At 44.0% G+C, this 24,414-nt stretch carries 5 protein-coding genes; all 5 read right to left on the bottom strand.

Going from position 1 to position 24,414, the window contains the following annotated elements; all coding sequences use genetic code 11:
- Nucleotides 1-222 precede the first annotated feature (222 nt).
- A complete protein-coding gene (gene pckA / locus RYO92_RS06915) occupies nucleotides 223-1,827 on the bottom strand; it encodes a phosphoenolpyruvate carboxykinase (ATP) (protein ID WP_007156514.1) in 1,605 nt (534 codons plus the stop codon).
- 348 nt (nucleotides 1,828-2,175) lie between these two features.
- Nucleotides 2,176-4,854, bottom strand: coding sequence for an N-acetylmuramoyl-L-alanine amidase family protein (locus tag RYO92_RS06910; protein ID WP_315369910.1), 2,679 nt, complete (start codon nucleotides 4,852-4,854; stop codon nucleotides 2,176-2,178).
- Between the two features lie 270 nt (nucleotides 4,855-5,124).
- Entirely contained in the window at nucleotides 5,125-11,631 is a 6,507-nt protein-coding gene (locus tag RYO92_RS06905) for a Spy0128 family protein (protein ID WP_315369909.1), read from the bottom strand.
- 306 nt (nucleotides 11,632-11,937) lie between these two features.
- Entirely contained in the window at nucleotides 11,938-18,411 is a 6,474-nt protein-coding gene (locus RYO92_RS06900; protein WP_315369908.1) for a Spy0128 family protein, read from the bottom strand.
- A gap of 292 nt (nucleotides 18,412-18,703) precedes the next feature.
- Nucleotides 18,704-24,277, bottom strand: coding sequence for a Spy0128 family protein (locus RYO92_RS06895; RefSeq protein ID WP_315369907.1), 5,574 nt, complete (start codon nucleotides 24,275-24,277; stop codon nucleotides 18,704-18,706).
- Nucleotides 24,278-24,414: the final 137 nt, after the last annotated feature.

Below are 24,414 nucleotides of genomic sequence, written 5' to 3'. Positions count from 1 at the left end.
AGTATAACAAAGCTTTCTTCACAAAAAAAGTGCTTTCATAATTCCTTAATATAAAGAATTTTTATTTTTACCTTAGTAAAATACCGCCAACGTTCCAAGCATGCAAAGATCTATAGAATAGGCGTACTCCAATAGGATAAAGGATTATTATGTACACATTACACTATAACAAAAGAGAAGGGAGAATAATCTCCCTCCTCGTTATCAGCAATAGTACTATTCTTATGCCTTAGGGCCTGCTGCAGAAAGCTTCTTTCCTGCCTCAGAGCTCTCATACTTCTTAAAGTTCTTTGCGAAACGTCCTGCCAAGTCCTTTGCCTTCTCTTCCCACTGGCTTGCATCAGCGTATGTATCTCTTGGATCTAAAATCTTTGGATCCACACCGGGTAAAGCTACAGGTACTTCGAAGTCGAAGTATGGAATCTTCTTGGTCTCAGCCTTAGCCACATCTCCGTTTAAGATGGCATCAATGATTCCACGGGTATCCTTGATGGAAATTCTCTTTCCGGAACCGTTCCATCCGGTATTTACCAGATAAGCCTTTGCGCCGCTCTTCTCCATACGCTTAACCAGTTCTTCTGCATACTTTGTTGGAGGAAGCTCCAAGAAAGCCTGACCGAAGCAAGCGGAGAAGGTTGGGGTGGGCTCTGTGATTCCTCTCTCTGTTCCTGCTAACTTTGCGGTAAAGCCGGAAAGGAAGTAATACTGTGTCTGCTCCTCTGTAAGAATAGAGATAGGAGGCAGTACACCGAATGCATCTGCGGAAAGGAAAATAACATTTTCCGCTGCAGGTGCGGAGGAAACAGGCTTTACAATATTGTCGATGTGCTGGATAGGATAGGACACACGAGTATTCTCGGTAACGCTCTTGTCCTTGAAATCAATCTTTCCGTTCGCATCCATGGTAACATTTTCCAGCAATGCATCTCTGCGGATAGCCTTATAGATATCCGGCTCGGAATCCTTATCCAAGTCGATGACCTTAGCATAACATCCACCCTCGAAGTTGAAGATACCGTTGTCATCCCAACCGTGCTCGTCATCTCCGATTAAAAGTCTCTTAGGATCGGTGGAAAGGGTGGTCTTTCCTGTTCCGGAAAGTCCGAAGAAGATTGCAGTGTGCTTTCCGTTTAAATCTGTATTTGCGGAACAGTGCATGGAAGCAATTCCCTTTAATGGAAGGAAGTAGTTCATCATGGAGAACATACCCTTCTTCATCTCTCCGCCGTACCAGGTATTTAGAATAATCTGCTCTCTGCTTGTGATGTTGAACATAACGGCAGTTTCAGAATGTAAGCCAAGTTCCTTGTAGTTTTCAATCTTTGCCTTGGAAGCATTGTAAACCACGAAGTCCGGCTTAAAGTTCTCCAGCTCTTCCTTGGAGGGCTGAATGAACATGTTTGTTACAAAGTGTGCCTGCCAAGCTACTTCCACAATGAAACGCACTGCCATTCTGGTGTCCTTGTTGGCTCCGCAGAAAGCATCCACCACAAATAAACGCTTGTTAGAAAGCTCCTTCTTTGCCAATTCCTTAGCAGTGTTCCATGCTTCCTGAGACGCAGGATGGTTATCGTTCTTATATTCATCGGATGTCCACCATACGGTATCCTTGGATTTCTCATCCATGACAATGTACTTATCCTGGGGAGAACGTCCGGTGTAAATACCGGTCATTACGTTAACAGCTCCTAATTCGCTGACCTGTCCCTTTTCATAGCCTTCCAAATCCGCTCTGGTTTCCTCCTGGAACAAAAGCTCATAGGATGGGTTATGTACGATTTCCGTGGTTCCTGTAATGCCATATTGTGTTAAATCCAAATTTGCCATAGTGGTCTCCTTCTCACTCTTTTAAAATTTCAAGCCTCTCGTATGAAAAAAAATACAAGGCTCAATGTTCTTATTATACATACTTCCCTTGGAAAGTCACTTGAATTTTACATTTTTTTGTTGCTTTATTTTTAATTACTTAATGATTTTTGCTTTAATTCTTTTTTAAATTTTGATTTTAAATTTAGAAATATTTGAAATTTTCTTCGAAATAGCATAAAAATAGCGAGGCGATATGAAACGCCTCGCTATTATCAGCTGTGGAAGCTATAATCTCTCCTGTAATGGAGAATCCCGAAAATCCCGTCCGCAATAGGGTTTCCGTACCTTAGACAAATGTACTTATTTTTAAGAGGACAGATTGGAAGCACTGACCGTTTCTTCCGGAAGCTTCTCTACCGCTTCTTCAAAGGATAAGGGAAGCTCCAGAGTTTGATAACCCTTACGCACCAGAATCAGAGTATGCTTTCCCTCTGCCTTTCCCTTAAAGGCCTTAGGATAAATCACCAATTTTCCCTCCTCTTCCAATATCTCCATGGAAGAAGAGTTAATTTCTTTTGTAAAGCTTTGTTTGTCTAAGTAAGCCTTAATCTCTCCTTCCTTCAAATACTCTCTATCCTCGGTCTCTAACACAATGTCCTCTTCGGGCTTTGCCACTCCAACCGTAAACTTCGGCGGCTTTACTCCCGTAAGATACTCTGTTCTCAGCTCTTTAGACAAAGAGCCGTCCTCCAGGACTCTATAAAGAGAAGAAGGAACCTTTCTGATGGCTTCTGCGGTTTTCAAATATTCTGACGGAGAATAGCTTACAATGCTCCTTGCCGTTTTTTCTTTGTAGGCTGCAAAATATCCGGTAAAATCGTAGAACTGATCTCCTCCTTCGGGAAGAAAATACTTGTCCCCTCTGGAACGAAGGAAACGAGCTGCCACCAGATTCGCATCCGGATTGGAAATTCCCAGCTCTCTAAGCAATAGGGCATTGCTTAAAAGATCATAGGAAAGGGCTAAATACTTATCCTCTCCTTCTCCAAGCTTTGGCAAATCGGAAAGGTCCGGCTTTTTCTTCGTAAGAACCTCTCTAGAGGTAGCATGGGAGATAGCATCAAAACTGCCCCTGTCTTTTTCTGCGTCTTTCTGTCTTGCCTTCTCTTCCTTTTCATCCTGCTCTTCTTTGGCTTCTCCGGCAAAAACCTCAAAGCGTTGCTTAATCTTTCCAAATCCGTTTAGCTTTACCGTAAGCACATATTGTCCTGCCTGATCGGTGAGAAGACTTCCTTCTTCGTCCTTTCTCTTTCCATAAAGAAGTAATGCCCCATCATAATAGTAAAAGTCTTTAAGATATTCCAGATTTTGACTGCTACCATCCGGCTTTTTTAAAACTAATTTTGAGGAGGGTTCTCCAAACTCACTGAGATACATTCTTCCCGGAATCTCTGCCATAAAGCGAATAGTCTCACCCTGTTTTGGAGTACTGCTCTCCGGAGCCTGTTGTAACACCAACTTATCCTGAGAAACCAGTTCCAAGGGAATGGTCAATGTACTGTCATCATAGGAGGAATGGATCTTCACTTTATACCAGCCCTTGCTCCTTAGGTTCTCCTGTCCTGCAGGAATATTCACAACACCAAGCTCTCCATGCCTAGTCTTATGCACCGCTTCCTTCGTAAATTGCAAAGAGGCATTTTTATTTCCCAAGCCGTAAATACTGCCTTCACTCAAAGAGGAAATAGAATCAATACCGTCAAACCATTTTTTCTGTTCTTCTGTTTCAGCAAGTAGTTCATATTTGATGGGCTTTCCATTATTTTCTCCCATATAATCCACCGGAAAGGCTTTAAAATAATAGGTAATAGGGATTCCCTTTTCTTCTTGCTCGCTTAAATCAAAGGTAGTTCTACTTTCCTTGGTTCTTTCCCTACCTGCTTGTACGGAGGGATAATTTAACTCTTCCTTCGTAACTTTTCCCTTTATGACTAAAGACAGATCCCCGGAGCTTTCGAAGGATCTTGCAGGTGCCTCCTTAGCCTCTCCGGAATTTAAAGACAGAATCTCTTTTTCTTCTCCGCCATCTTTCTTGGAAATCGTCAGATTCTTGGGAGAAACCACCGTGCTTTCCCACTTCCAAAGCTTTCCGGCAGTATCAATGGGCGTTAACGCTTCGGTAATATCGGTTCCATCCACTTCTACCTTGTAATCCTCCGGGCGTCCCTCTTTAAAGGAGAGTACAATGTACTTGTCAAATCCCAGATTGACTACTCCGCTATGCTCTCTCTCCAATACGGAAAAGACTTCCTTTTTCTCCTGCTCTTCTTGCTCTTTCTTTTCCTGCTCTTTCTTTTCCTTTTCTTCCCGAGCCTTCTTCTCCGCGTCCTCCTTCTGCTTTTCTGTCGAAGACTGTTGACTGTTTGTAGAATTGCTTACACTGCCTGAACCGCTTCCGGAACTCCTTCCGGAGCTTCCCCCTGATGACCTGCCGGAACCGCCGGAGCTGCTGCGATTTACCCCTAGGACTTCCGGAATACTACGGCTTACTCCCGCAACCTGTTGTCCATCTTCCTTGGAGAGAAGCCCTTTGCCCTGCTCATAAACAGGCTTTCCATTCTCTACCCAACGTCCATCCTCATCTACGGAATAGCCATCCTTTGCTCCCGCGGTAAGCAACTCCCCTAAATGGGCAGAATCCTGATCCTCGAAATAATAGCAGTAGCCGTCAATCCACTGCCAACCTGTACAGAGCCTTCCAAAGGAACCGTCATGAGCAGTTTGGAAGAAGAACCATTTTCCGCTTGGACCCTTCCACCAGCCGGATTGCAGTGTTCCGCTGTCTTCCTTCAGCAGATACCAAGCTCCCTCGGAGACAATCCATCCCTTCTGTTTTTCTCCCTGGGGATTGATAAATGTCCAAGCCCCTTCCTCCTTCTGCCAATGCCCCTCCGTATTTCCTACCGCCAAAGCGGGGAAGCTTTGCGAAAGCATCATACACGCTGCCATCCCAATTGCCAGATTTTTAAAGCCCTTTCGTACCATATTTCCTCCTTCGTTGCTAAAAATGGGAAAATTGTTTTCCTTTTCTTGTATCAGTTTTTTAAACATCAATTAGATTTTACTAATTTTATATTAGTTAATACTAACTCTTTATTTTATCCTCGTCAATATTTCCACAGCTTTTGCAAAGTGAAAAACCACAAAAAATCGCCCTTTGGCAGGACCGAAATCCTTGCCAAAAGGCGATTCATTGTTTTTGAAACTTCTTCCCAATAGTTAAAAGAGAGTGAGTTTTAACTTTAGCTTTCTGCTTTATCTTTTCTTCTTTAACTTTCTTAAGAAGTAGTAAATGCTCAAAAGGCTAAAGCTTAGTGCTGAAGCAAAAGCATACCAAAGCAAATGAGAAGCATCTGCCGTATTTACTTTTCGAGATTGGGCTCTCCTCAAGGCTCCCAGCACTTCTCCCAAACGCTTTAATTCCGCTTCTTCCTCAGGAGTCAGAGGACGCTTCCGTCCTGCACCGAGAATCTCACCGATTCGCTTCTGAATCTCCTCGATGGTTCTGGGTACTGTGGGACTGGGCGGAACATTGTTTCCATTGTCCGGTGTAGGAGTCTTGGGGTCTTCCGGAAGCGTGGGCTTCTCAGGCTCTACCGGCGGTTCTCCGGGCCCTCCCGGGGTATTCGGTGCGGGGAAGGATGGCCTCCTTGGTGTTCCTCCTCCGCCTCCCGGTCTGTAGGGATTGTACTTATTATCAAAGAGAATCTCTGAAACTTCCGCACCGTTTTTGTAAATCTTTCGGCTTACCATCAAAATCTCTTTATTATCCGGAGACTGGCTAACCGTAAAGACTACCGTATATACGGTGTTGTCATAAGTATATCCGTTGATACCGTCCTTTAATTCCTTTACCGTGTACACGTATTTTCCGGGAACATGGAAGGTAATGGGAGCAAATTCCGTATGTCCTTCTCCGGCAATCACTACCATCTCCGTTTCAGACTGGCTGCCCTCCGGCATTGGCTGAAAAAGTCCCTTAGGCATAGATCTTAAGGAAGGCTTTACCTCGGTAATAAGGCCACTGGAGCCGTATAAAACACCCTCTTCCAAATCGGAGTTGCTCACGATTTTCTTATTCCTAATAACATTGTTATCCGGATCCAGATACTCCTCGAAAGTATCGTTTCCCTTACCGTTATTCAGGAGGATTTCATTTTCATCAAAGCTTGGGTCTTCTCTCTTGTCATTCCAATATACGGAGTTGGAACTAATTTCCATGGTTTCCGTCCGAAGGACAAAACGGAAGGGATCAGCCTTGGGAGGCTTTAATCCGGAAATCTTCTTTCCAAGCTCCACCTGTCCCTGTGTGGGGGTAGGCGTAAAGACATTGGTATAGTTAAAGTCGTCTCCTCCTACTAAGGCAAAGAGATGACCATTTCCTAAATCATTAACTGTAATGGTAATCTCTCTGGTAGGACGAGGATCGTTTACGATACCGGGGAACAAACCGCTTTCCGTTACGGTGTATTTGTATACTCCGGGGTGGGTAATATGTACTCTTCCGAAGTTTACTTCTCCACCTATAGCATCCGGATTGGTCTTGCTCAGGCTGTCTGCAGTTCCTGCTTCCGCCGGCATAGGCTCTCCGTTCACTCTTTTTAAGGTGAAGGTAAATGTATTGGAAATATCCGGTTTCTTCACTCCCGCCGTTGCGCTTAGGAATTTTTCCACCTTGATTTCCGGGTCAATAGCTTCTACGCCGTAAACGTTGGTAAAGGTCATCGGGTTGGTCTCGCTAAGCTGTAAATCCGACTCCATCTTTACGTGATTCGGATCCGTTACGGTAATGGTGATAAACTTATCTCCCATATCTTCGCTTTGCACACCATCCAAATGCTGTCCGCTTTCATGAATCTTGTACTGGTACGTTCCGGGCTTTAAAAGACGAATCTTTCCGAAGTTCACCATACCTCCGTTAGCATCCGGATTACGCTTTACGGTGTCGATGGCATTGCCCTCTTCATCCAATAAAGGAGCTCCATCCACGCCGCTTAAGGTAAAGGTGAACTTTCCTTGAATACTGGGGGCATTTAATCCTGCCGGCACATCCAAGACCTTTTTTACCGGTAAATTAAAGACTACCGGTTCCACAAGACGGTGCTTACTGCTGGACTGTACCGTATCCGGTGCTACATTCTGGGGAACATCATTTCCCGGGAACAAAATGCCGGTACGATAAGCCACATTGGTGTTTTCCACCTTAATCTTCTTCTGATCCGTGTGGGCTACCATATTGACATTGCCTAAAATCAAGCCCTGCTGATCCAGGATAAAGCGTTTTCCTGCCACAGTGGTTCGAAGGTCAAAGGCAAGTGCCTTGATTTCCTTTCTATCTACTGTATTTGCGCTTTCATTTTCATAGTTCCATTCCTTCCAGATACTGTCACTGAATTTCGGATTGTTATGATTGGTATCCGCTGTATATCCTGCGGCATCATACAGGGGCTTTCCCAGGTCTCTTTGTTCCGGAGTAGGAATAACCGTAGAATAAAATACTCTGGGCTTTAAGGTATCCTGGTTGTTGGCATTGGTTTTGTCATAGGAGCGTTTACTGAGCATACTGTTAATGTCTACTCCGATAAAATCTCCGTTTCTGTCCTTTTCCTCCCCTAAGATATCAAAGATTACCAAATCAGTGGTTCTACTGGTGGCAGAAGCCTGATACAGAAGTCTATGATTATAGGGGTCACCCATATAGCTCACATTGCTTCCAAGATAACGAGGATCGATTTCTGTGGAAACCGTATTGTTAAAGGTTGCCTCCAGTACCGTTACCGGACCGTAAGGCATGGTAAGGCTCGTTACAGAGGTGGTAAAAGCCCCATTTTCACTGGCTGCCTCATCCCTTTTTGCAGTATATTTTCCAAGCAATGCAGGGCTGGGATTGGGGGTTTTCCCATTGGAATAGTTACCATCCCAAATGGTATTGGCATCCTTATTGATAAAACCAACGGTGTTTACTACGGATCTTCCACGGTCTACGATATTGGTATAGGGATTCCAGAGAGTATAAGCCATTCTCCAACCGCTTCGGTTATAGAATTTGTCCCAGTTACGATGCTGCTTGTCATCCGGAATAGTCAGATGAATAATCATCATGGTTTGTCCGGAGTTTTCCCAATTCTTCTTAAACTCTACCGTATAATCCTTTCCCTTTACAAATCTTTTTTCTTCCGGCGGTATCTCTGCCTGATCCATGTTTCCTATTATGATAGATGATTCATCCACATAGGTTCCTGCCGGAAGCAAGTCATAGATGTCCCCCTTCTTCAGAACATATTTGTCTGTGTACTCATCCTGCTGAAGGCTGGTGGGGAAGGTTCCCCAGTTTAACCCTCGAACAAATACCTGCATACTCTGCTCGCTTCGTTCAGGGTGATCTACATACGGGGCATTAGTCTTTGCAAGCTCAGAGTTAATGTTTAAAGGCTCTAAACCGTATCCTACTTCCGTGAAGTAATCTCCGGCTCTCTTATTCAGCCTCTGTACTCCCAGCTGACGAACCTCTCCGGTGGCATCTCCCGCTAAAAAGCTGATGTTGTAGCCATCAGTTCGAGCCATAGTAGTGGCAATGGCACTTTGCATTGCCGGCTGGGGGGTAATTTGTAGGGTAAATGCCGCGTCAAAGCTGGTTCTGTAATACGGAGAATCCTGCTTAAGGCGAAGGCCTACAATATTATTTCCAAAGGCTTTCTCTAAATCCAATTGATTTAAGTGAGTAACGTGAGAAGCTTTATTCTGGGTAAGATCCCACTTATCCTCATACCCCGGTTCCGGCGTAAACTGCACTCTTCTTCCGGCGTCAAATCTAAAGGTTCCGTACTTGAAATAATCATCTAAGCCGGTACCCTTCCTTCTTAACCAGATTTCTACAGGAGGATACTCTGCATATTCCTTCTTATAATCTCCCTTTTTGGCGAACTTGATAATCGGATTATCCACCTTCTCCACATCATAGACCTTCATGTCCTTCATGTAGATCTTGCTATAGTGGTAATCGTCATCCGTTAAATCATATACAGGGCCTCTGTAGGCATCCGCATTTGTTCCGTTATCATGGGGCAGGTTGGAAAAGGCTCCGCTTCCCAAGGTCTGCTCCACATTTTGATTGTTTACGCTGATTCTGCTAGTAGAAAAAAGCTTATACTTTCCGTCGGTAATGGTGGTTCCCGAACCGGGTTGTCCGGAAGTTCCGGAGGTTGTGTATTTTCCGTCTGTCCCAAAGGCAACACTGTTATCATCCGCCTTGTAATTGGAGGACAGGGTAAAACTGTCATTCCAGTTACTGTAGACAACCGGAGCTTTTCCGCCATCCTTATAAATACTTTGTAAACCGAAAATTCCTATATAGACTTTTCGATCTACCGTATTATATTTTTTCAGTACAAAATCACCGGGAGTGGAAGGATGCACATAGACCATCATGGGGTCCTTAGGCGTTACATCCTTTTCTCTTACGTACCCATCCGCCCAAATTTCCTTATAATGAATTTTGTTCGTAATGGGTAAGCCCTGTGTAGCCAGATTAATGCCATCGTTCTTTGCATCCTCCAGCTTTTGCATGGGATACTTATATAGCAAGGCATATAGCTGGGAATTATAATGGGCGTTGGCATATTGTAAGTTTTCCGCATAGGGCAAGCCGACAGGAAGATTGGGGACGCTTGGATCCTTGGGAATTCCCACATAAGTTCTATCAATCGGATTTTCCAAATATGGGGCATTTGCCGGAGGATTCTCTCCCACTCCCATATACTTTGCAATATTGGCATAGCCATTCTTGGCATAAACCTCAATATTATTCTCATTATTGGCAATATTGTTATAGAAGTAATTGTTCCAGGCCACATTGCTGGGGAGTTTCTTTGCACCAATCAAGGTTCCGCCATCGGAATCCAGAGGACTCCCGGCATGGAAAACATAGTCAAAGGGCTGTGAGCTTCCTTTGGCTCTGTCCACTCTAACATACCAAACTCCGTAAAAATACTGTTCTGCATCGTCAGGTTTTTTCCCCCAGCTGGGATCCCAAGTAAAATAAACGCCCTGATTCACATCTGCCGTTCCATGCTTTAAAGTAAAATTGGTTTCTTTAACCTCCGTTTCCACATGAACGGAAAGGGTTTTGTCCTCTTCTGCGTCAAGACTACTGTCGCTATGATCAATCTTCATGCTTACCGGAAAAGTGTTATCAAAAACACCTTTTTCCTGGCCGTTAATCTGCTGATGCGTTACAGCAAGCATGGTCGGTGTCAAGTTATAAGCAATATCCGCCTTAAAGGTTAAACCGCCGGTAAGCTCTCTAAAATTTGCCAGGCGGAAGTACTCTTCGGTTCTTCCTCCACCAATATCCTTCTGAATAATCGTATAGTTAAAACTACTTTGTGGATTGGTATTTGGCGCCTTAGGTACTCCGGTGGTAATCGCCGGCTGTAACTTATGCTGGTTATTATTCTTTTTCTCATACACGGATATCTTATCCGGCTCAGCGCTGTCCCAGCCCTTAAAAATACGGGCAGGAATTTCCATGATTACCGTTCCCGGTGCATACTTGGTATTCTTATTTCCCTTTAAGGTAAGTTCTACCCCTAAGGTCGTAGTATTCGTGGCATTGGAAGCTTTCTCGGGAGGAATGATTTTTAAATCCCTCTGGTCTCGCATAACGCCGTTACTGCCGTCTGTATAGCTGTGTCCGGTTTTGGCATTACTTGTTCCTGCATCCGGATCCGGCGATTCCATCCAGAAGGCCTTAAAATCATGGGCACTGGCACTTTGTCCTGCAGAAACCGCCGTAGCGACAATAGGACTGAAGTGCTTTGCGGAGAAGAGTAAATCCTCTCCCTCTTCCTTTACAGGAAGAATCTCTGCCGGAAGTCCTTCCGGCAGGTGCACAATGCGAAGATCCTTATCCTCTTCCGCCAAAACCTCTTTGATTTTCTCGGTCTTTTGCAGGCGGATCTCCACCTTCTTTCCGTTCTTCGGCTGAACTTCCTTTTCTACGCCGTCCACTTCTCTGACAAAGGAAATATCCACTGCATCCAGCACCTCTACAAGAGGTACCATTCCGGGATAATCCTTTTCATAGTCCTTCTCCAAAAGAGACTTGGCTTCTTCAACGACAGACTCCTTCTCCAAGGGAAGCAGCTTCATCTGTGTGCCCTCTTGGAAGGTTCCCTCCGGATATTCCGCGGTAACGGTCAAATCCTTATAAGACACGGAAAAGGAACCGGCCTCCATGTACTGAGCCGCTTTTTCCCCCGCTTCTTCAGAAGGCTGATTTGCTCCTTCTTCGGAAGTCTCTTCCTTTTTACTTTCCTCTGCCGAAGCATCCTTCTCCTCTGCTACAGCAGCGTCAGAATTTTCCTGTTCCTCTCCTGCTTGTTTCCCGGCAGATGCATCTTCAGAGGCTGTCTCCTGCACTTCTCCGGACTGTGTCGCCTGTTCGCTTGCTTCTCCGGAAGCCTTTGCAGCATCTGTTCTTAATGCGGATTCTTCCTCTGCTTGCTCTGCAGGGGTGCTTTCCGTCAAGGAATTTGCTTCAGAGGATAGTCCCATCTGCTCCGCAACGAGCTGTGCGTTTTCCGATGCATAGCTCACACTTTGCAAATTTCCCGCAAGCATCAAAAAACTGAGGAAATAAGCCATACCCTTCTTGGCAAAGCCTCCTCTTTGACGTCTTTTGGAAAAATTTCTACGGGTTAAGGTATCCCTTCCTCTTCCCATAGCTTCCGCAGTCTCCTGCTTTCTCATTTTGTTCTCCATGTCACACTCCTTTATGACTCTATTCTTCCCACTTGGAAGCTTCTTCTAAACGATGCTTTAAAGGAGATATCGAACACAAAGCCGGCGATACTCCATAAGAATGCATTTTAAAGCAATCGTCTTGAACAAAAAACTGTTAGGACTGCCTATTGTAGGGGAAGTCCTAACAGTTTGTCGACAAATAATTATTATCCTATTATCTGTTTATGCAAAATTCATTTATGGCATAATAATTTCTTTGAGAATCTAAAAAAATCAATAGTTAAAAGAGAATGAGCTTTAACTTTTCGGTTTTAGCTTTCTGCTTTATCTTTTCTTCCTTAGCTTTCTTAGGAAGTAGTAAATGCTCAAAAGGCTAAAGCTTAGTGCTGAAGCAAAGGCATACCAAAGCAAATGAGAAGCATCTGCCGTATTTACCTTTCTGGATTGAGCCTTTCTAAGGGCTCCCAGTACTTCTCCCAGATGCTTTAACTCCGCCTCTTCCTCAGGTGTTAATGGACGTTTCCGTCCTGCTCCGAGAATCTCACCGATTCGCTTCTGAATCTCCTCGATGGTTCTGGGTACTGTGGGACTGGGCGGAACATTGTTTCCATTGTCCGGTGTAGGAGTCTTGGGGTCTTCCGGAAGCGTGGGCTTCTCAGGCTCTACCGGCGGTTCTCCGGGCCCTCCCGGGGTATTCGGTGCGGGGAAGGATGGCCTCCTTGGTGTTCCTCCTCCGCCTCCCGGTCTGTAGGGATTGTACTTATTATCAAAGAGAATCTCTGAAACTTCCGCACCGTTTTTGTAAATCTTTCGGCTTACCATCAAAATCTCTTTATTATCCGGAGACTGGCTAACCGTAAAGACTACCGTATATACGGTGTTGTCATAAGTATATCCGTTGATACCGTCCTTTAATTCCTTTACCGTGTACACGTATTTTCCGGGAACATGGAAGGTAATGGGAGCAAATTCCGTATGTCCTTCTCCGGCAATCACTACCATCTCCGTTTCAGACTGGCTACCCTCCGGCATTGGCTGGAAAAGTCCCTTAGGCATAGATCTTAAGGATGGCTTCACTTCGGTAATAAGACCGCTGGAACCATATAAAACACCTTCTTCCAAATCGGAGTTGCTCACGATTTTCTTATTCCTAATAACGTTGTTGTCCGGATCCAGATATTCCTCAAAGGTATCGTTTCCGTTACCGTTATTGAAAAAGATTTCCTTGTCATTGAAGATTGGATCTTCTCGCTTATCTGTCCAGTAAACGGAGTTGGAAGAAATCTCCATGGTTTCCGTCCGAAGTACAAAACGGAAAGGGTCTGCCTGAGAAGGCTTTCTTCCGGAAATCTTCTTACCAAGATCTACCTGTCCCTGTGTAGGTGTAGGCGTAAAGACATTGGTATAGTTAAAGTCGTCTCCTCCCACCAAAGCATAGAGTTTACCATCAAGACGACGAACTTTAATCGTAACATTTCTGGTGGCACGAGGATCGTTGTTTACTCCGGGGAATAAACCGCTTTCTGTTACTGTATACTCATAATCTCCTACAGCCGCAATCTTAACTCTTCCGAAGTTAACCTCTCCTCCGACAGCATCAGGATTTGTCTTACTTAAACTGTCGGAACCACCTGCCTCTAGCGGCATGGGTGCTCCATTTTTACTCTTTAAGGTAAAGGTAAATGCATTACTGATATCCGGCTTCTTGATTCCTGCCGTAGCACTTAAGAACTTTTGCACCTTAATTTCCGGTTCAATGATTTCTTCTCCGAAAACATTGACAAAACTTAAAGGATTGCCATTGTTAATTCGTAGATCAGAAACCATCTTCTTGTGATCCGGGTCTGTAACGGTAATGGTGATAAATTTATCTCCCATGTCCTCACTGGTAAGACCGTCTACATTCCTTCCATGCTCATTAATTTTATAAGTATAGGTTCCGGGTCTCATCAGCCGAATGTTTCCAAATTCTACCGTTCCGCCGTCCTTATCCGGGTTCTTCAATACTGTAGTGATAGGATTTCCCTTTTCATCCAGTAAAGGTGCCCCATTTTCTCCGCTGATTGTGAAGGTGAATTTTCCGCGAATATCGGGAGCTTGCGTAGCTAATTCCTTTGGGACTTCCAAAATCTTCTTTACCGGAAGCTTAAAGACTACCGGCTCCACCAGTTTATGGCTACTGCTGCCTTCTACGATATCCGGTGCCACATTCTGAGGAATATCATTTCCCGGGAATAAGGTAGCTACACGGTATGCCAGATTGGTGTTTACAACAGGAATCTTATCCATATCCGTATGGGCCAGCATATTGACATTGGCAATCAGCAATCCCTTCTTATCTAAAATGAAGGGCTTCTTGTCTTTGGTAGTACGAAGATCAAAAGCCAAAGCCACAATTTTATCTTTTTCTACGCCGACATTTTGTGTTTCGTCCTCGTAGTTCCATTCATGCCAAATACTGGTACCGGTATTCCTCGGATTGTTTGGATTCGTATCACTGTTGTAATCCGGGTCATGAAAGGCCTTTCCTAAATCTCTTTTTGCCTCAGTAGGAATTTCATAAGAGTAAAAGACTCTGGGCTTTAAGGTATCCGAGTTGTTGGTATTGTCCTTATCAAAGGAGCGCTTACTCAAGAGACTGTTGATGTCTACACCGTTAAAGTCTCCGTTTCTATCCTTTTTCTCTCCCAGGATATCATAGATGACCAAATCCGTTGTTCTGCTGTTATCTGAAGCCTGATACATCAGTCTATGGGTATAAGGATCTCCCATATAGCTTACATTAGTACTTAAATAACGGGGATCAATCTCCGTAGAAACCGTATTGCTGAATCTTGCCTCCAGTACCGTTACCGGGCCGTAGGGCATATTCAGTTCCGTTACGGAGGTGGTATATTTATCATTGCTACTGTTTAAAGCATTCAGCGCAAGCTCCTCGTAATATTTAATTTTATCTGCATTATTCCCCGGATTTGCAAGCTTCGGGTTATAGTTTGGATTCCAAATGGTATTCTCGTCAGTATTGACAAATCCCAAGGTGTTTTTTGCCGTTCTTCCCCGGTCCACGATATTGGTGTAAGGGTTCCAAAGGGTATAGTTTAGCTTCCAACCGCTTCGATTATATTGTTTATTCCAAAAACGATGCTCTGCATCATCCGGAATGGTTAACTTAATAATCATCATGGTCTGACCGGAGCCTTTCCAGTTCTTCTTAAACTCTACGGTATAGTCCTTCCCCTTGACAAATTTTTTACTTTCCGGTGGAGTGTCCGCCGCATCCCAGGTTCCCAGAACAATAGAGCGTTCGTCCACATAGGTTCCTGCAGGAAGAAGATCATAGATAATTCCGGATTTTAACACATAAGGCTTGGTATACTCATCCTCCTGTAAACTGGTGGGGAAGATTCCCCAGTTAAAGCCCCAGGCAATAACATCCATGCTTTGCTCGCTGCGCTCAGGATGGTCCACATAAGGTTTGTTTTGCTTTACCAGCTCCGAGGTGATATTTAAGGGCTCTAAACCATAGCCTATTTCAGCCAAGTATTTTCCCGCCCTCTTATCAATAATCGCTGTACCTAATTGACGGACTTCTCCTACAGCGCCACCTGCCAGGAAGTTCATGTTATACCCGTCTCCTTTAGCCATGGTATCGGCAATGAAGTTCCGCATAGCAGGCTGAGGAGTCACCTTTATGGTGAATGACGCATCAAAGTTTGTCTTATAATAGGGGGAATCCTGTTTAAACTGAAGCCCTACAATGTTATCTCCAAAGGCAGCCTCTAAGTCCAGCTGATTCGTTTGTGAAATGTCGGCATTGTCACGGAGTGTATACTTCTTTATTGCGCCGGGCTCTGTTACAGTAAAGATAACGCCTCCATGGTCGTTATAGCTTAAGCGACCATACTCAAAATATCCTCTTCCCGGATATCTCTTATCCTTTACCATAACCTGTACGGGAGGATAGCTGGAATCTTTCTTTCTGGGGCTAGCTTTACCGGAGAATTTTACCAACTGATTCCCCAAATAATCCACATCATAGGCCTTCATATCTCTTAAATAGATACGGCTATAATGGTAGTCCTCCTCTGTTAATTCATAAACGCCACCTCTATAAACATCACCGTTTGTTATAGAATCACTGGAGAATTCATCCTGATTTGTTTCCTCTTTCAAAGTTTTTCCATTTACTTGGCTGGGTTTTACAGAGAATAGCTTATACTTTCCGTCTGTAAGGGTAGCACCGGAACCGGGAACATTAGTATCAGAGGTGGTATAGCTTCCGTCCCGTGACACATTTACACTGCTATCCTTTGCCTTATATGTAGCAGAAAGAGTAAAGCTTTCATTCCAGTTGCTATATACTACAGGAGCCGCTGCACCACCTTTATAAATACTTTGTAATCCAAAAACGCCAAGGTAAATCTGTCTATCCACAGTATTATACTTCTTTAATAAAAAGTCTCCCGGCCCTGAAGAGCGAAGAAGTACCTTCATAGGTGCCGCCTCCGCCTCACCCTTTCTCACATAGCCGTCTGCCCAGGTTTCTGTAAACCCAACCTTATTGCTAATATCAAGCCCATCGGTCGTAAGATCGATACCCTTGTCCTTTGCCTCTTGCAACTTGCTCATAGGATACTTATACAGTAAGGCATAAAGCTGGGAATTATACTTGTCGTTGGCATAGTTTAAGGCAGCCACATAGGGCTGATGAGTGGGGAGGTTTTCTACACTGGGATCCTTTGGAATTCCTACATAGCTTCTATTAATGGGGTTCTCCAAAAAAGGCTTTGTTGCCGGAGGATTTTCTCCCGGCTCCATAAACTTTGCAATATCCGCATAACCGTTTCTGGCATGATTTTCAATATCGCTCTTATTGTAGTAGACGTTCCATGCCGCGTTTGTAGGAAGCTTCTTCGCACCAACCAGGATTCCTCCACCCGAATCTGCAGGATCTAAGGTATGGAAGCTATAATCAAAGGCCTGAGAGCTTGCCCTGGCTCTATCCACTCTTAGATACCAAACGCCATAGAAATACTCACCGGGGTTATCCGTGGTAGTGCCCCAGCTGGGATCCCAGGAGAAGAATATCCCCTGCTTCATATCCGCCTCACCGTGCTTGAAATTGAAGCTAGTAGGCTCAACCTTGGTTTCCACATGAACGGAAAGAGGAACATCCTGTTTCACATCCAAACTGTTATCACTGTGGTCAATATTTAAGCTGACAGGGAATTTATTGTCATAGACACCTACCCCCTTAGCATAATCATGCTTTACCTTCAGCATGGAAGGAGTCAGGTTGTAGGCAATATCCGCCTTAAAAGTAAATCCACCGTTTACCGCCCTATAGTTAGTTAAACGAAGATAGTCTTCCGGCTTATCCTTTCCGGGAACATTCTTTTTGATAATGGTATAATTAAAGCTACTTTGGGTATTGGTATTCGGCGCCTCAAGCAAGCCTGTAGCCATAGAAGGCTGCAGCTTATGCTGATTCCCTTCCTTTTTCTCATATACAGAAATTTTGTCCGGTTCATTTTCATCCCAGCCTTCAAAAATTCTGGCAGGAACATCAATATTAACCGTTCCTACATCATAACTGACATTTTTGTTTCCCTTCAGGGTAAGCTCTATGCCCAGGGTAGTTGTATCCGTACCGTTGGAAGCGTTCTCCGGAGGAATGATTTTTAAATCTCTTTGTTCCCGCATTACACCGTTACTGTTATCGGTATAAGTATGGCCGTTGGGAATGGTGCTGCCAAATCTAGGAGCATTAGGAGCTTCCGTCCAGAACGCCTTAAACTCATGGTTGACAGCCTCTTCTCCCAAATCCCTTTTTCTTCTTACCAGGATAATGGGACTGAAATGCTTTGCGGAAAACAGGAGTTCTTCTCCCTCCTCCTTTACACTAAGGATTTCTCCGGGATGATCTTCAGAAAGATGTACAATCTGTAGTTCTTCCTCAAGATCCTCTTCTTGATCTTCTTTAAGATTTTCCTCAGTCTTCTCTAAAGCATCCTTTATTTTTTTACTTTTTTGCAGGCGAAGCTCTACCTTCTTGCCGTTCTTAGGCTGTACTTCCTTTTCCACACCGTTAACTTCTCTGTAGAAGGAAATGTCGATAGCCTCCAGAACTTCAACCTCCGCCTCTTCCCCCGGATTCTTTTTCTTATAATCCTTCAAAGAAAGGGCCTTGGCCTCTTCCAGAATGCTTTCTGAATCTACCGGGACCACCTTCATTCTGGTTCCCTCATAGAAGGTTCCCTCAGAAAAGCTTGCCAGTATAGTAATATCCTTACTGTAGGAAGCCTCAAAAGAACCGGCGTCCATATACTCCGGCTTTTCCTCCTGCTTAGCTTCTTCCGATGACAAACTAGCCTTCTCTTCCAAAGAAGACTCCTCAGTCTTTGCTTCCGAAGGAGCAGTCTTATTCTCCTCTTCTGATACTAGCTCTTCTTTCTTTTCCTTTTTTCCCTCTGATGCGGATCCTTCCTTCTCTAAGGCAGTTTCTTCCAAAGAAGTCTTTCCCTCCCCCGCCTTCTCTTCCGCCCTTTCTCTTAGACTTTCAGAGGATTTTTCTTCCGTAGCAAGAGCGATACGTTCTACCGTTTCTCCGGCAATTTCTTCCGCATAGCTCACGCTTTGCAAATTTCCCGCAAGCATCAAAAAACTGAGGAAATAAGCCATACCCTTCTTGGCAAAGCCTCCTCTTTGACGTCTTTTGGAAAAATTTCTACGGGTTAAGGTATCCCTTCCTCTTCCCATAGCTTCCGCAGTCTCCTGCTTTCTCATTTTGTTCTCCATGTCACACTCCTTTATGACTCTATTCTTCCCACTTGGAAGCTTCTTCTAAACGATGCTTTAAAGGAGATATCGAACACAAAGCCGGCGATACTCCATAAGAATGCATTTTAAAGCAATCGTCTTGAACAAAAAACTGTTAGGACTGCCTATTGTAGGGGAAGTCCTAACAGTTTGTCGACAAATAATTATTATCCTATTATCTGTTTATGCAAAATTCATTTATTGCATAATAATTTCTTTGAAAATCTAAAAAAATCAATAATTTTCGAAGTTTTTTGAAGAGTCTTCTTTCCTATCTTCTCTTCCTTCTTCTTAGCAGAGTAGATCCGCTGTATCCGCCCAAGCATAAAGCACTCAAGATAAATCCCCATGCCAAGAGCTTCAGATTTTTTGTATCTCCTGTGGACACCTGTCTGGAAAGAAGCTTTTCTTCTTCTCGGATACCGCTAAGTACTTCTCCCAGTTCCTTTAATTCCTGCTTTTCTTCCTCCGTTAAAGGCCGGGTCTGTCCAAGAATCTCTCCGATTCGTTTTTCGACTTTTTCTCTTCTTTCTCTCAGTTCCCGTCTTCTTCCGGCAAGTTCTGCAGGAGGAATATTTCCGACGGTTACCGTTTTCGGTGTTTCCGGATTGGGAGGTACAACAGGACTAGCAGGAGGAAGCTCTTCTCTAGGCGGAGTTTCCGGTGTTGAAGGAGGATTTGGATTATCCTTCGGTACCGGATCCGTAGGCTTCTTGGGCTCTTCCTTCTTGGGGCTTTCCTGTGGTCTTGGTCTATCCTTCTTAGGATTCTCCCTATTGGAACTTGGTGTCTTCGGCTCTTCCTTCGGCGTTTGGGGCGGTGTCTTCGGCTCCTCCTTCGGTTTAGGCAGATCCTTCTCACTAAAATGGTTGGTAAAGCTTAGTTTCGTTTCCCCATCATAGCTTAGTTCCGCACTTAATTTTGTATAGTTCGGTGCATCTACCTTCACCTCTACCGTTAAGGCTTTTTCCGATACAGGGTCATTGCTAACCCCCGGGAAAGTGCCACTTTCCTTTACCGTATAATGATAGGTTCCCGGCCGGTAGAAGGTGATTTTCGGAAAATGAAATTCTCCTCCCATATCCTCCGGATTTTTCACGGTATCCAAAATCGCATTGCCCTCATCATCTATCATAGGCGCATTTCCCACAGGCTTTAAGTTAAAGCTGAAGGCTCCCTTTGCTTTGATGTCTGCATTTCCGGCATCTTTGGTGATATGTTTTTGTCCTTTGATTTCCACGCTAATCGGCGGAAGAATCCTATGCTTACTGATGTCAGTTTTATCGGTAGGCTGAGATGTATTGTTCGGTTGGTCTCCTGTAAAGGTACGGTGAATGGTGATTGCCGTATTGGTATTCTCCACACTAAGCTTTCGCTTTTCTGTGGATGCATTCATATGAACATAAATGCTGATGGCGCTTTGTCCCGGAAGATAAAAGGGCTTACCGGCCTTGGTCTTTCTTACATCCACCGCAATAGCTACAATACTTTTCTTGTCCACCGGATGATTCTCAGGCTCATATTTTTTCCAGATACTGCTGTCATCCACATTAAGATTCGATACATCCGGCTTTACCGTAGCATAATAAACTACCGGTGCTGCAGTATCTTTGTTATTGGCATTGTGGGCATCGTAGGTTTTCTTTCTTAAAAGGGCAGGGAAATCCACATAGTCAAAGTCTCCATTCCTTTCCTCCTCTGTTCCCAGAATATCATATAATACATAATCTGCCGTCTTGGAATTGGGAGCGGTACTGTACATTAATTTATGCACATAGGGGTCTCCTGCATAGGAAACATTTTGCGGAATATACTCCTTCTTGATTTCCGTACTGATACGGTTTACAAATCCGGCGGATACTGCGGTAGGAATGTTATAGTCCACATTGGCTTCCGTATACAAGATTCCCTGTTTCTCCGAGGTGGAAGTTTCCATCACGGATTTAAAATACTGCTTATTCTCATAATTTGCCCCGACAAAATTGTCTGTAGTCAGATTCGTCTTGCTCTTATGCTTGGGAGTCTCATCCACAAAGCCTACATTATTCTTGGGGTTGGCACCATTATCAATAATACTGCTATAGGTATTTTCCAGCTTATACTGCACGCGAACACCGTTTCTGGTAAGGACTCCTCCGGTAAACCAATCCGCTTTTCCCGGTCTTTTAAACTTGATTTTCATCATGGTTTGTCCGGAGTCTTCCCAGTTTGGAATGAATTCCACGGTATAGTCTTTTCCTTTTTCATAGCGTGCTCCCGGAGTCGGTAGGGAATCCGCGTAGCTATAGTCTCCCATCTCTATACTGTCCGGGTCAACATTCGTTTCTAAGGGCAGTAAATCATAAAAAGTACCCTCTGTAATCTTATAGGCATTTAGATAAGCAGCATAGGAATTATTGATACTCATATCATTATATGCCGTGAAAGTAACGGCTCTTCTTTGTCTTCCTGTTGCAGGATCGTCCTCTATAGAACCTATACTTTTCTTTTCCAGCACACTTTGATAATTCGCCGGACTCAGTTGGTAGCCTACCTTATTCCAAAATTCTCCTACCTGATTTTTTACAATCTCAGTATCTCCGATGGACAATTTTCCTTCCGCCGGTGCGGCAATAAAACTGTTCTTCTTATTTTGAAGGTCCTTCTCCAGTCTTTGTTTCATGGCCTCTGTAGGATGAAGGCGAAGATTTACCCTTGTAGTAAAGCCGGTCTCATAGAAGGAGCTGGAATTTTTAAAGCGAATCTCCTTGATTCCCTCCGGAAAGGACACGGGTTTCTGCACAGTAGCATCCTGTTCCACTCCGGATACACTACGGAATTTTTTGTATCCCGCTGCATTCAGATAAAGCTCTCCAAGCTTTTCTTCACTTCCCCCCTTCTTCTTGCCGTAAACCTCAATGGGGGCAAAGCGAGTATAGGCCTTGCTGGAGTTCACGGCTTTTTCATTACTGTAGCCGTTAAACTCCACATCATAGGCGGTATAGTCCGCCAGATAAAAGGACTCATAGGAATAGTCATCTTCTGACAGCACATAAGGATCTCCCCCTGTAGAAGGATAGCTTAGTACTCCGGCGCTTTCCGTGGGCTTTCCGTCACTGCTGCTAATATTGTCCATGCTAAAGAGGGTATATCTTCCCCCATCGGAAATCTCCGCCTTGGAACCATTTGCCGTAGTATAGGCCGTATGATCTCCATTCCATGTGATTTCACTATCCTTTAAATGGGTACCTGCAAAGAGACTGTAGGAAAGACTCACCGGAGTTCCTTCCGCCAAAAGGGTCTGCATTCCCTTAATCAACTGGGTATTGGTATCAGTTGGCTGGCCGGTATATTTATCTAAACGAGCCACTCCCCCAACATTTTTTCGTACATATACTTCCAGTTCTGCAGTACTTTCCGCCTTGGGTGTTCCGTTATATCCATCCTGCCAAATATCCTGTACAGAAAATGTACTTTTATACTTTAGAGGATGGGTCTCCAGATCCTGTCCGCTACTCTGTGCTGTTGTAATATCCGTTTTGGGATAACGGTAAAGAAAGGCATAAAAAGCGGTATTTCTGTAGCCTCCATCATCAAAGCTGGCATATTCTTTATAATCCAGGTTTTTATTTTTGTATTCCGTCTTATATTCCGGAGCAATAAAAATGCTTGTCTTTCCCATAGGATTCTCTAAACGAGGCAAACTGGGCGTCGCTACACCCATTTCTGTGGCAATATCCTTGGGACTGTTCCCTATTTTGCCAATCATTTGGTTCGGATTAAATAAAGCATCAAATTCTCCGTCCTGAGGATAACGCTTTACCCCGATTAATTGCCCGGAAGAGATAGCCCCTGAACCGGCTACCGGAGCCGATGTGGATGTAATATCCGGCACAAAGGATAGTGCCTGGGTACTCCACTTGGCACGATCCGCTCTTCCATAAAAGAGGCCGTAAAAATAATTATCCGCATCCGCAGGCCTCGGTCCCCATGTGGGATCCCATTGGAAATAAACGGATTTGGGCGCATCGAACTTCTTCGCCTCCCTTAGCTCCACCGTGCTGGGATTTACTTTGGATTCCACCCTGATTCTCAGTTTTCGTTCTATACTGGCATCATGGGGGCCGGTAAAACTTCCATCCATGTCCTGATCGACTTCCAAGAATACAGGAAATTCCAGCTCATAAACACCCTTTTCTACCGAAGTACTGTCATGGGTATAATCTAATAAGGTCGGCGTAAAATTATAAGAAAAAATAGCCCCCAGGGAGTTTGCAGGACCTCTGGCATCCGTGTTACTGACCTTAATATAAGGCACCGGTACTCCGTTTACCATTTTGGTAATGCCGACTTTTGTATAATTACTTCTGTTCTTTGAAACCCCCGGCGCTTCCACAATATCTCCCGGATTAAATTGCGAAATTAAGCTTCTGCTGTTTTGGTCCTCCGCCACCTGATCAGTTCCGTCTTTTCCTTTAAAAATTGCTGCGGGAAGATAAATGTTGATAGAACCTGTAGGATAATCCTGGGGTGCTCCCGCCCCTCCGATAAAATTCACCATATAGCTGATTCCTATGGTCATGTTGTAATTTTTTTTCGGCTTAATCAGCATAGACTTTTTTGTGTCTTCATCAGCAGGATTATAATCGGAGTTAATATAGCTGATGGAATCATTTTGGTTAGCAGTAGCATTAACACTCCAAAAGGCATGGAACTTGATATTGTTATTGTTTCCTTCTGTAGGAACATCTCTCCTTCTTCTGGTACGTACTACTGCATAGGGACTGAAACGTTTTCCTTGAAAACGGATTTCTTCCCCCTCTACCTGAGAATCCAAATACTCTACACCCTTCTGCTCATCAAAATGCAGAACCTGTAATTTTGTTTCCCCTGTCTGAGAAGAATCCACTCCCAAGCTACTATCCGATTCCTCTCTTTCTTCATCCTCAGCTTCCGGCTCTACTTCTGTAGTTGTTTCCCTGCCTTCTTTTTTCTCTAATGAGGATTCTTCCAGTGTAATCTCTACGGCTTTTCCTTTTTTCGGCTGAACCTCTACCTTCTTGCCGTCCTCATTTAAAACATAAAAAGAAATATCCACGGCGGAAAGAGAGTCTATCTCCCAGCCTTCTTCCTTCTGCTTTTCTTTTTTCTTTCCACCTTTTTTTCTATCTTCTTTCAGATGATTTCCGGCATCTTGCAGCTTAGCTCTTTGCAAAGCCTTCTCTTTCATTTCCTCTAAAAGACTTTCCTCCTTGATGTCCCTTACTTCCATCTGTACCTCTAAAGGGAAGGTAGACTCCGGATATTTTGCCGTAATCCGAACGCCGGCTTCACTAAGCCCTTCTATTTCTGTCTCTTCAGAGTTCAAAATAAATTTTGCAGCTTTTTTTGTCCCTTCTAAAGAATCCGTCCCTGAAGAATCTCTCTCTTTTGAAGAAGATTCCATTGCAATAGCTTCCGTTGAAGATGCTTCGTATGAAGAGGCTTCTACAGGAGAACTACCTGTTACAGAGCTTTCTATTGGAGAGCTTTCTATTGGGGAACTTTCCGGTGAAGACTCTTCCAATGAAGTGGTTTCTGTTGAAGCTGTCTCTTTAGGTGAAGCTTTCTCGAAAGAAATAGCTTCCTTCTGATTTTCCGACTCTGTTTCCTTGACTTGCAGCGGCGACGCAGATACCTCCTCCGCAAAGCTTACTGTTTCTAATTGACCGGCAGCTAAAAGCATAGCCAAAAAGAAGGCAAAAAGTCGTTTCCCTACTCTTCTCCCTTTCTTAAAAACCGGGATTTGTCCTCGAAATCCCTGTTTTTCCCGCCATTTTTCTTTGTCTGCGCCTAAACCGTTTCTACTCGCACTTTCCTGCATCATTGTAGACTCCTTTTCCTCCAAAAAAAGAAAGTGTATCTTCCTGAACTCTTTCTTCCTTCTTATTCTTAACCTTAGATTTATCGACTCAATTTCCACTTTTTAAAAGGATTATCCGAAAATAAAATAAAACAAATATT

The sequence above is a fragment of the Oribacterium sinus genome (assembly GCF_963553175.1).
Classification (GTDB): Bacteria; Bacillota; Clostridia; order Lachnospirales; family Lachnospiraceae; genus Oribacterium; species Oribacterium sinus_B.
Note: the sequence above shows the minus strand (reverse complement) of the source record. Positions and strands in the feature narration are given on the sequence as shown.

Bases quoted from the DNA above. Each gene is read 5' to 3' on its own strand.
- pckA (WP_007156514.1), bottom strand. From the start codon at position 1,827: ATGGCAAATTTGGATTTAACACAATATGGCATTACAGGAACCACGGAA.
- RYO92_RS06910 (WP_315369910.1), bottom strand. From the start codon at position 4,854: ATGGTACGAAAGGGCTTTAAAAATCTGGCAATTGGGATGGCAGCGTGT.
- RYO92_RS06905 (WP_315369909.1), bottom strand. From the start codon at position 11,631: ATGGAGAACAAAATGAGAAAGCAGGAGACTGCGGAAGCTATGGGAAGA.
- RYO92_RS06900 (WP_315369908.1), bottom strand. From the start codon at position 18,411: ATGGAGAACAAAATGAGAAAGCAGGAGACTGCGGAAGCTATGGGAAGA.
- RYO92_RS06895 (WP_315369907.1), bottom strand. From the start codon at position 24,277: ATGATGCAGGAAAGTGCGAGTAGAAACGGTTTAGGCGCAGACAAAGAA.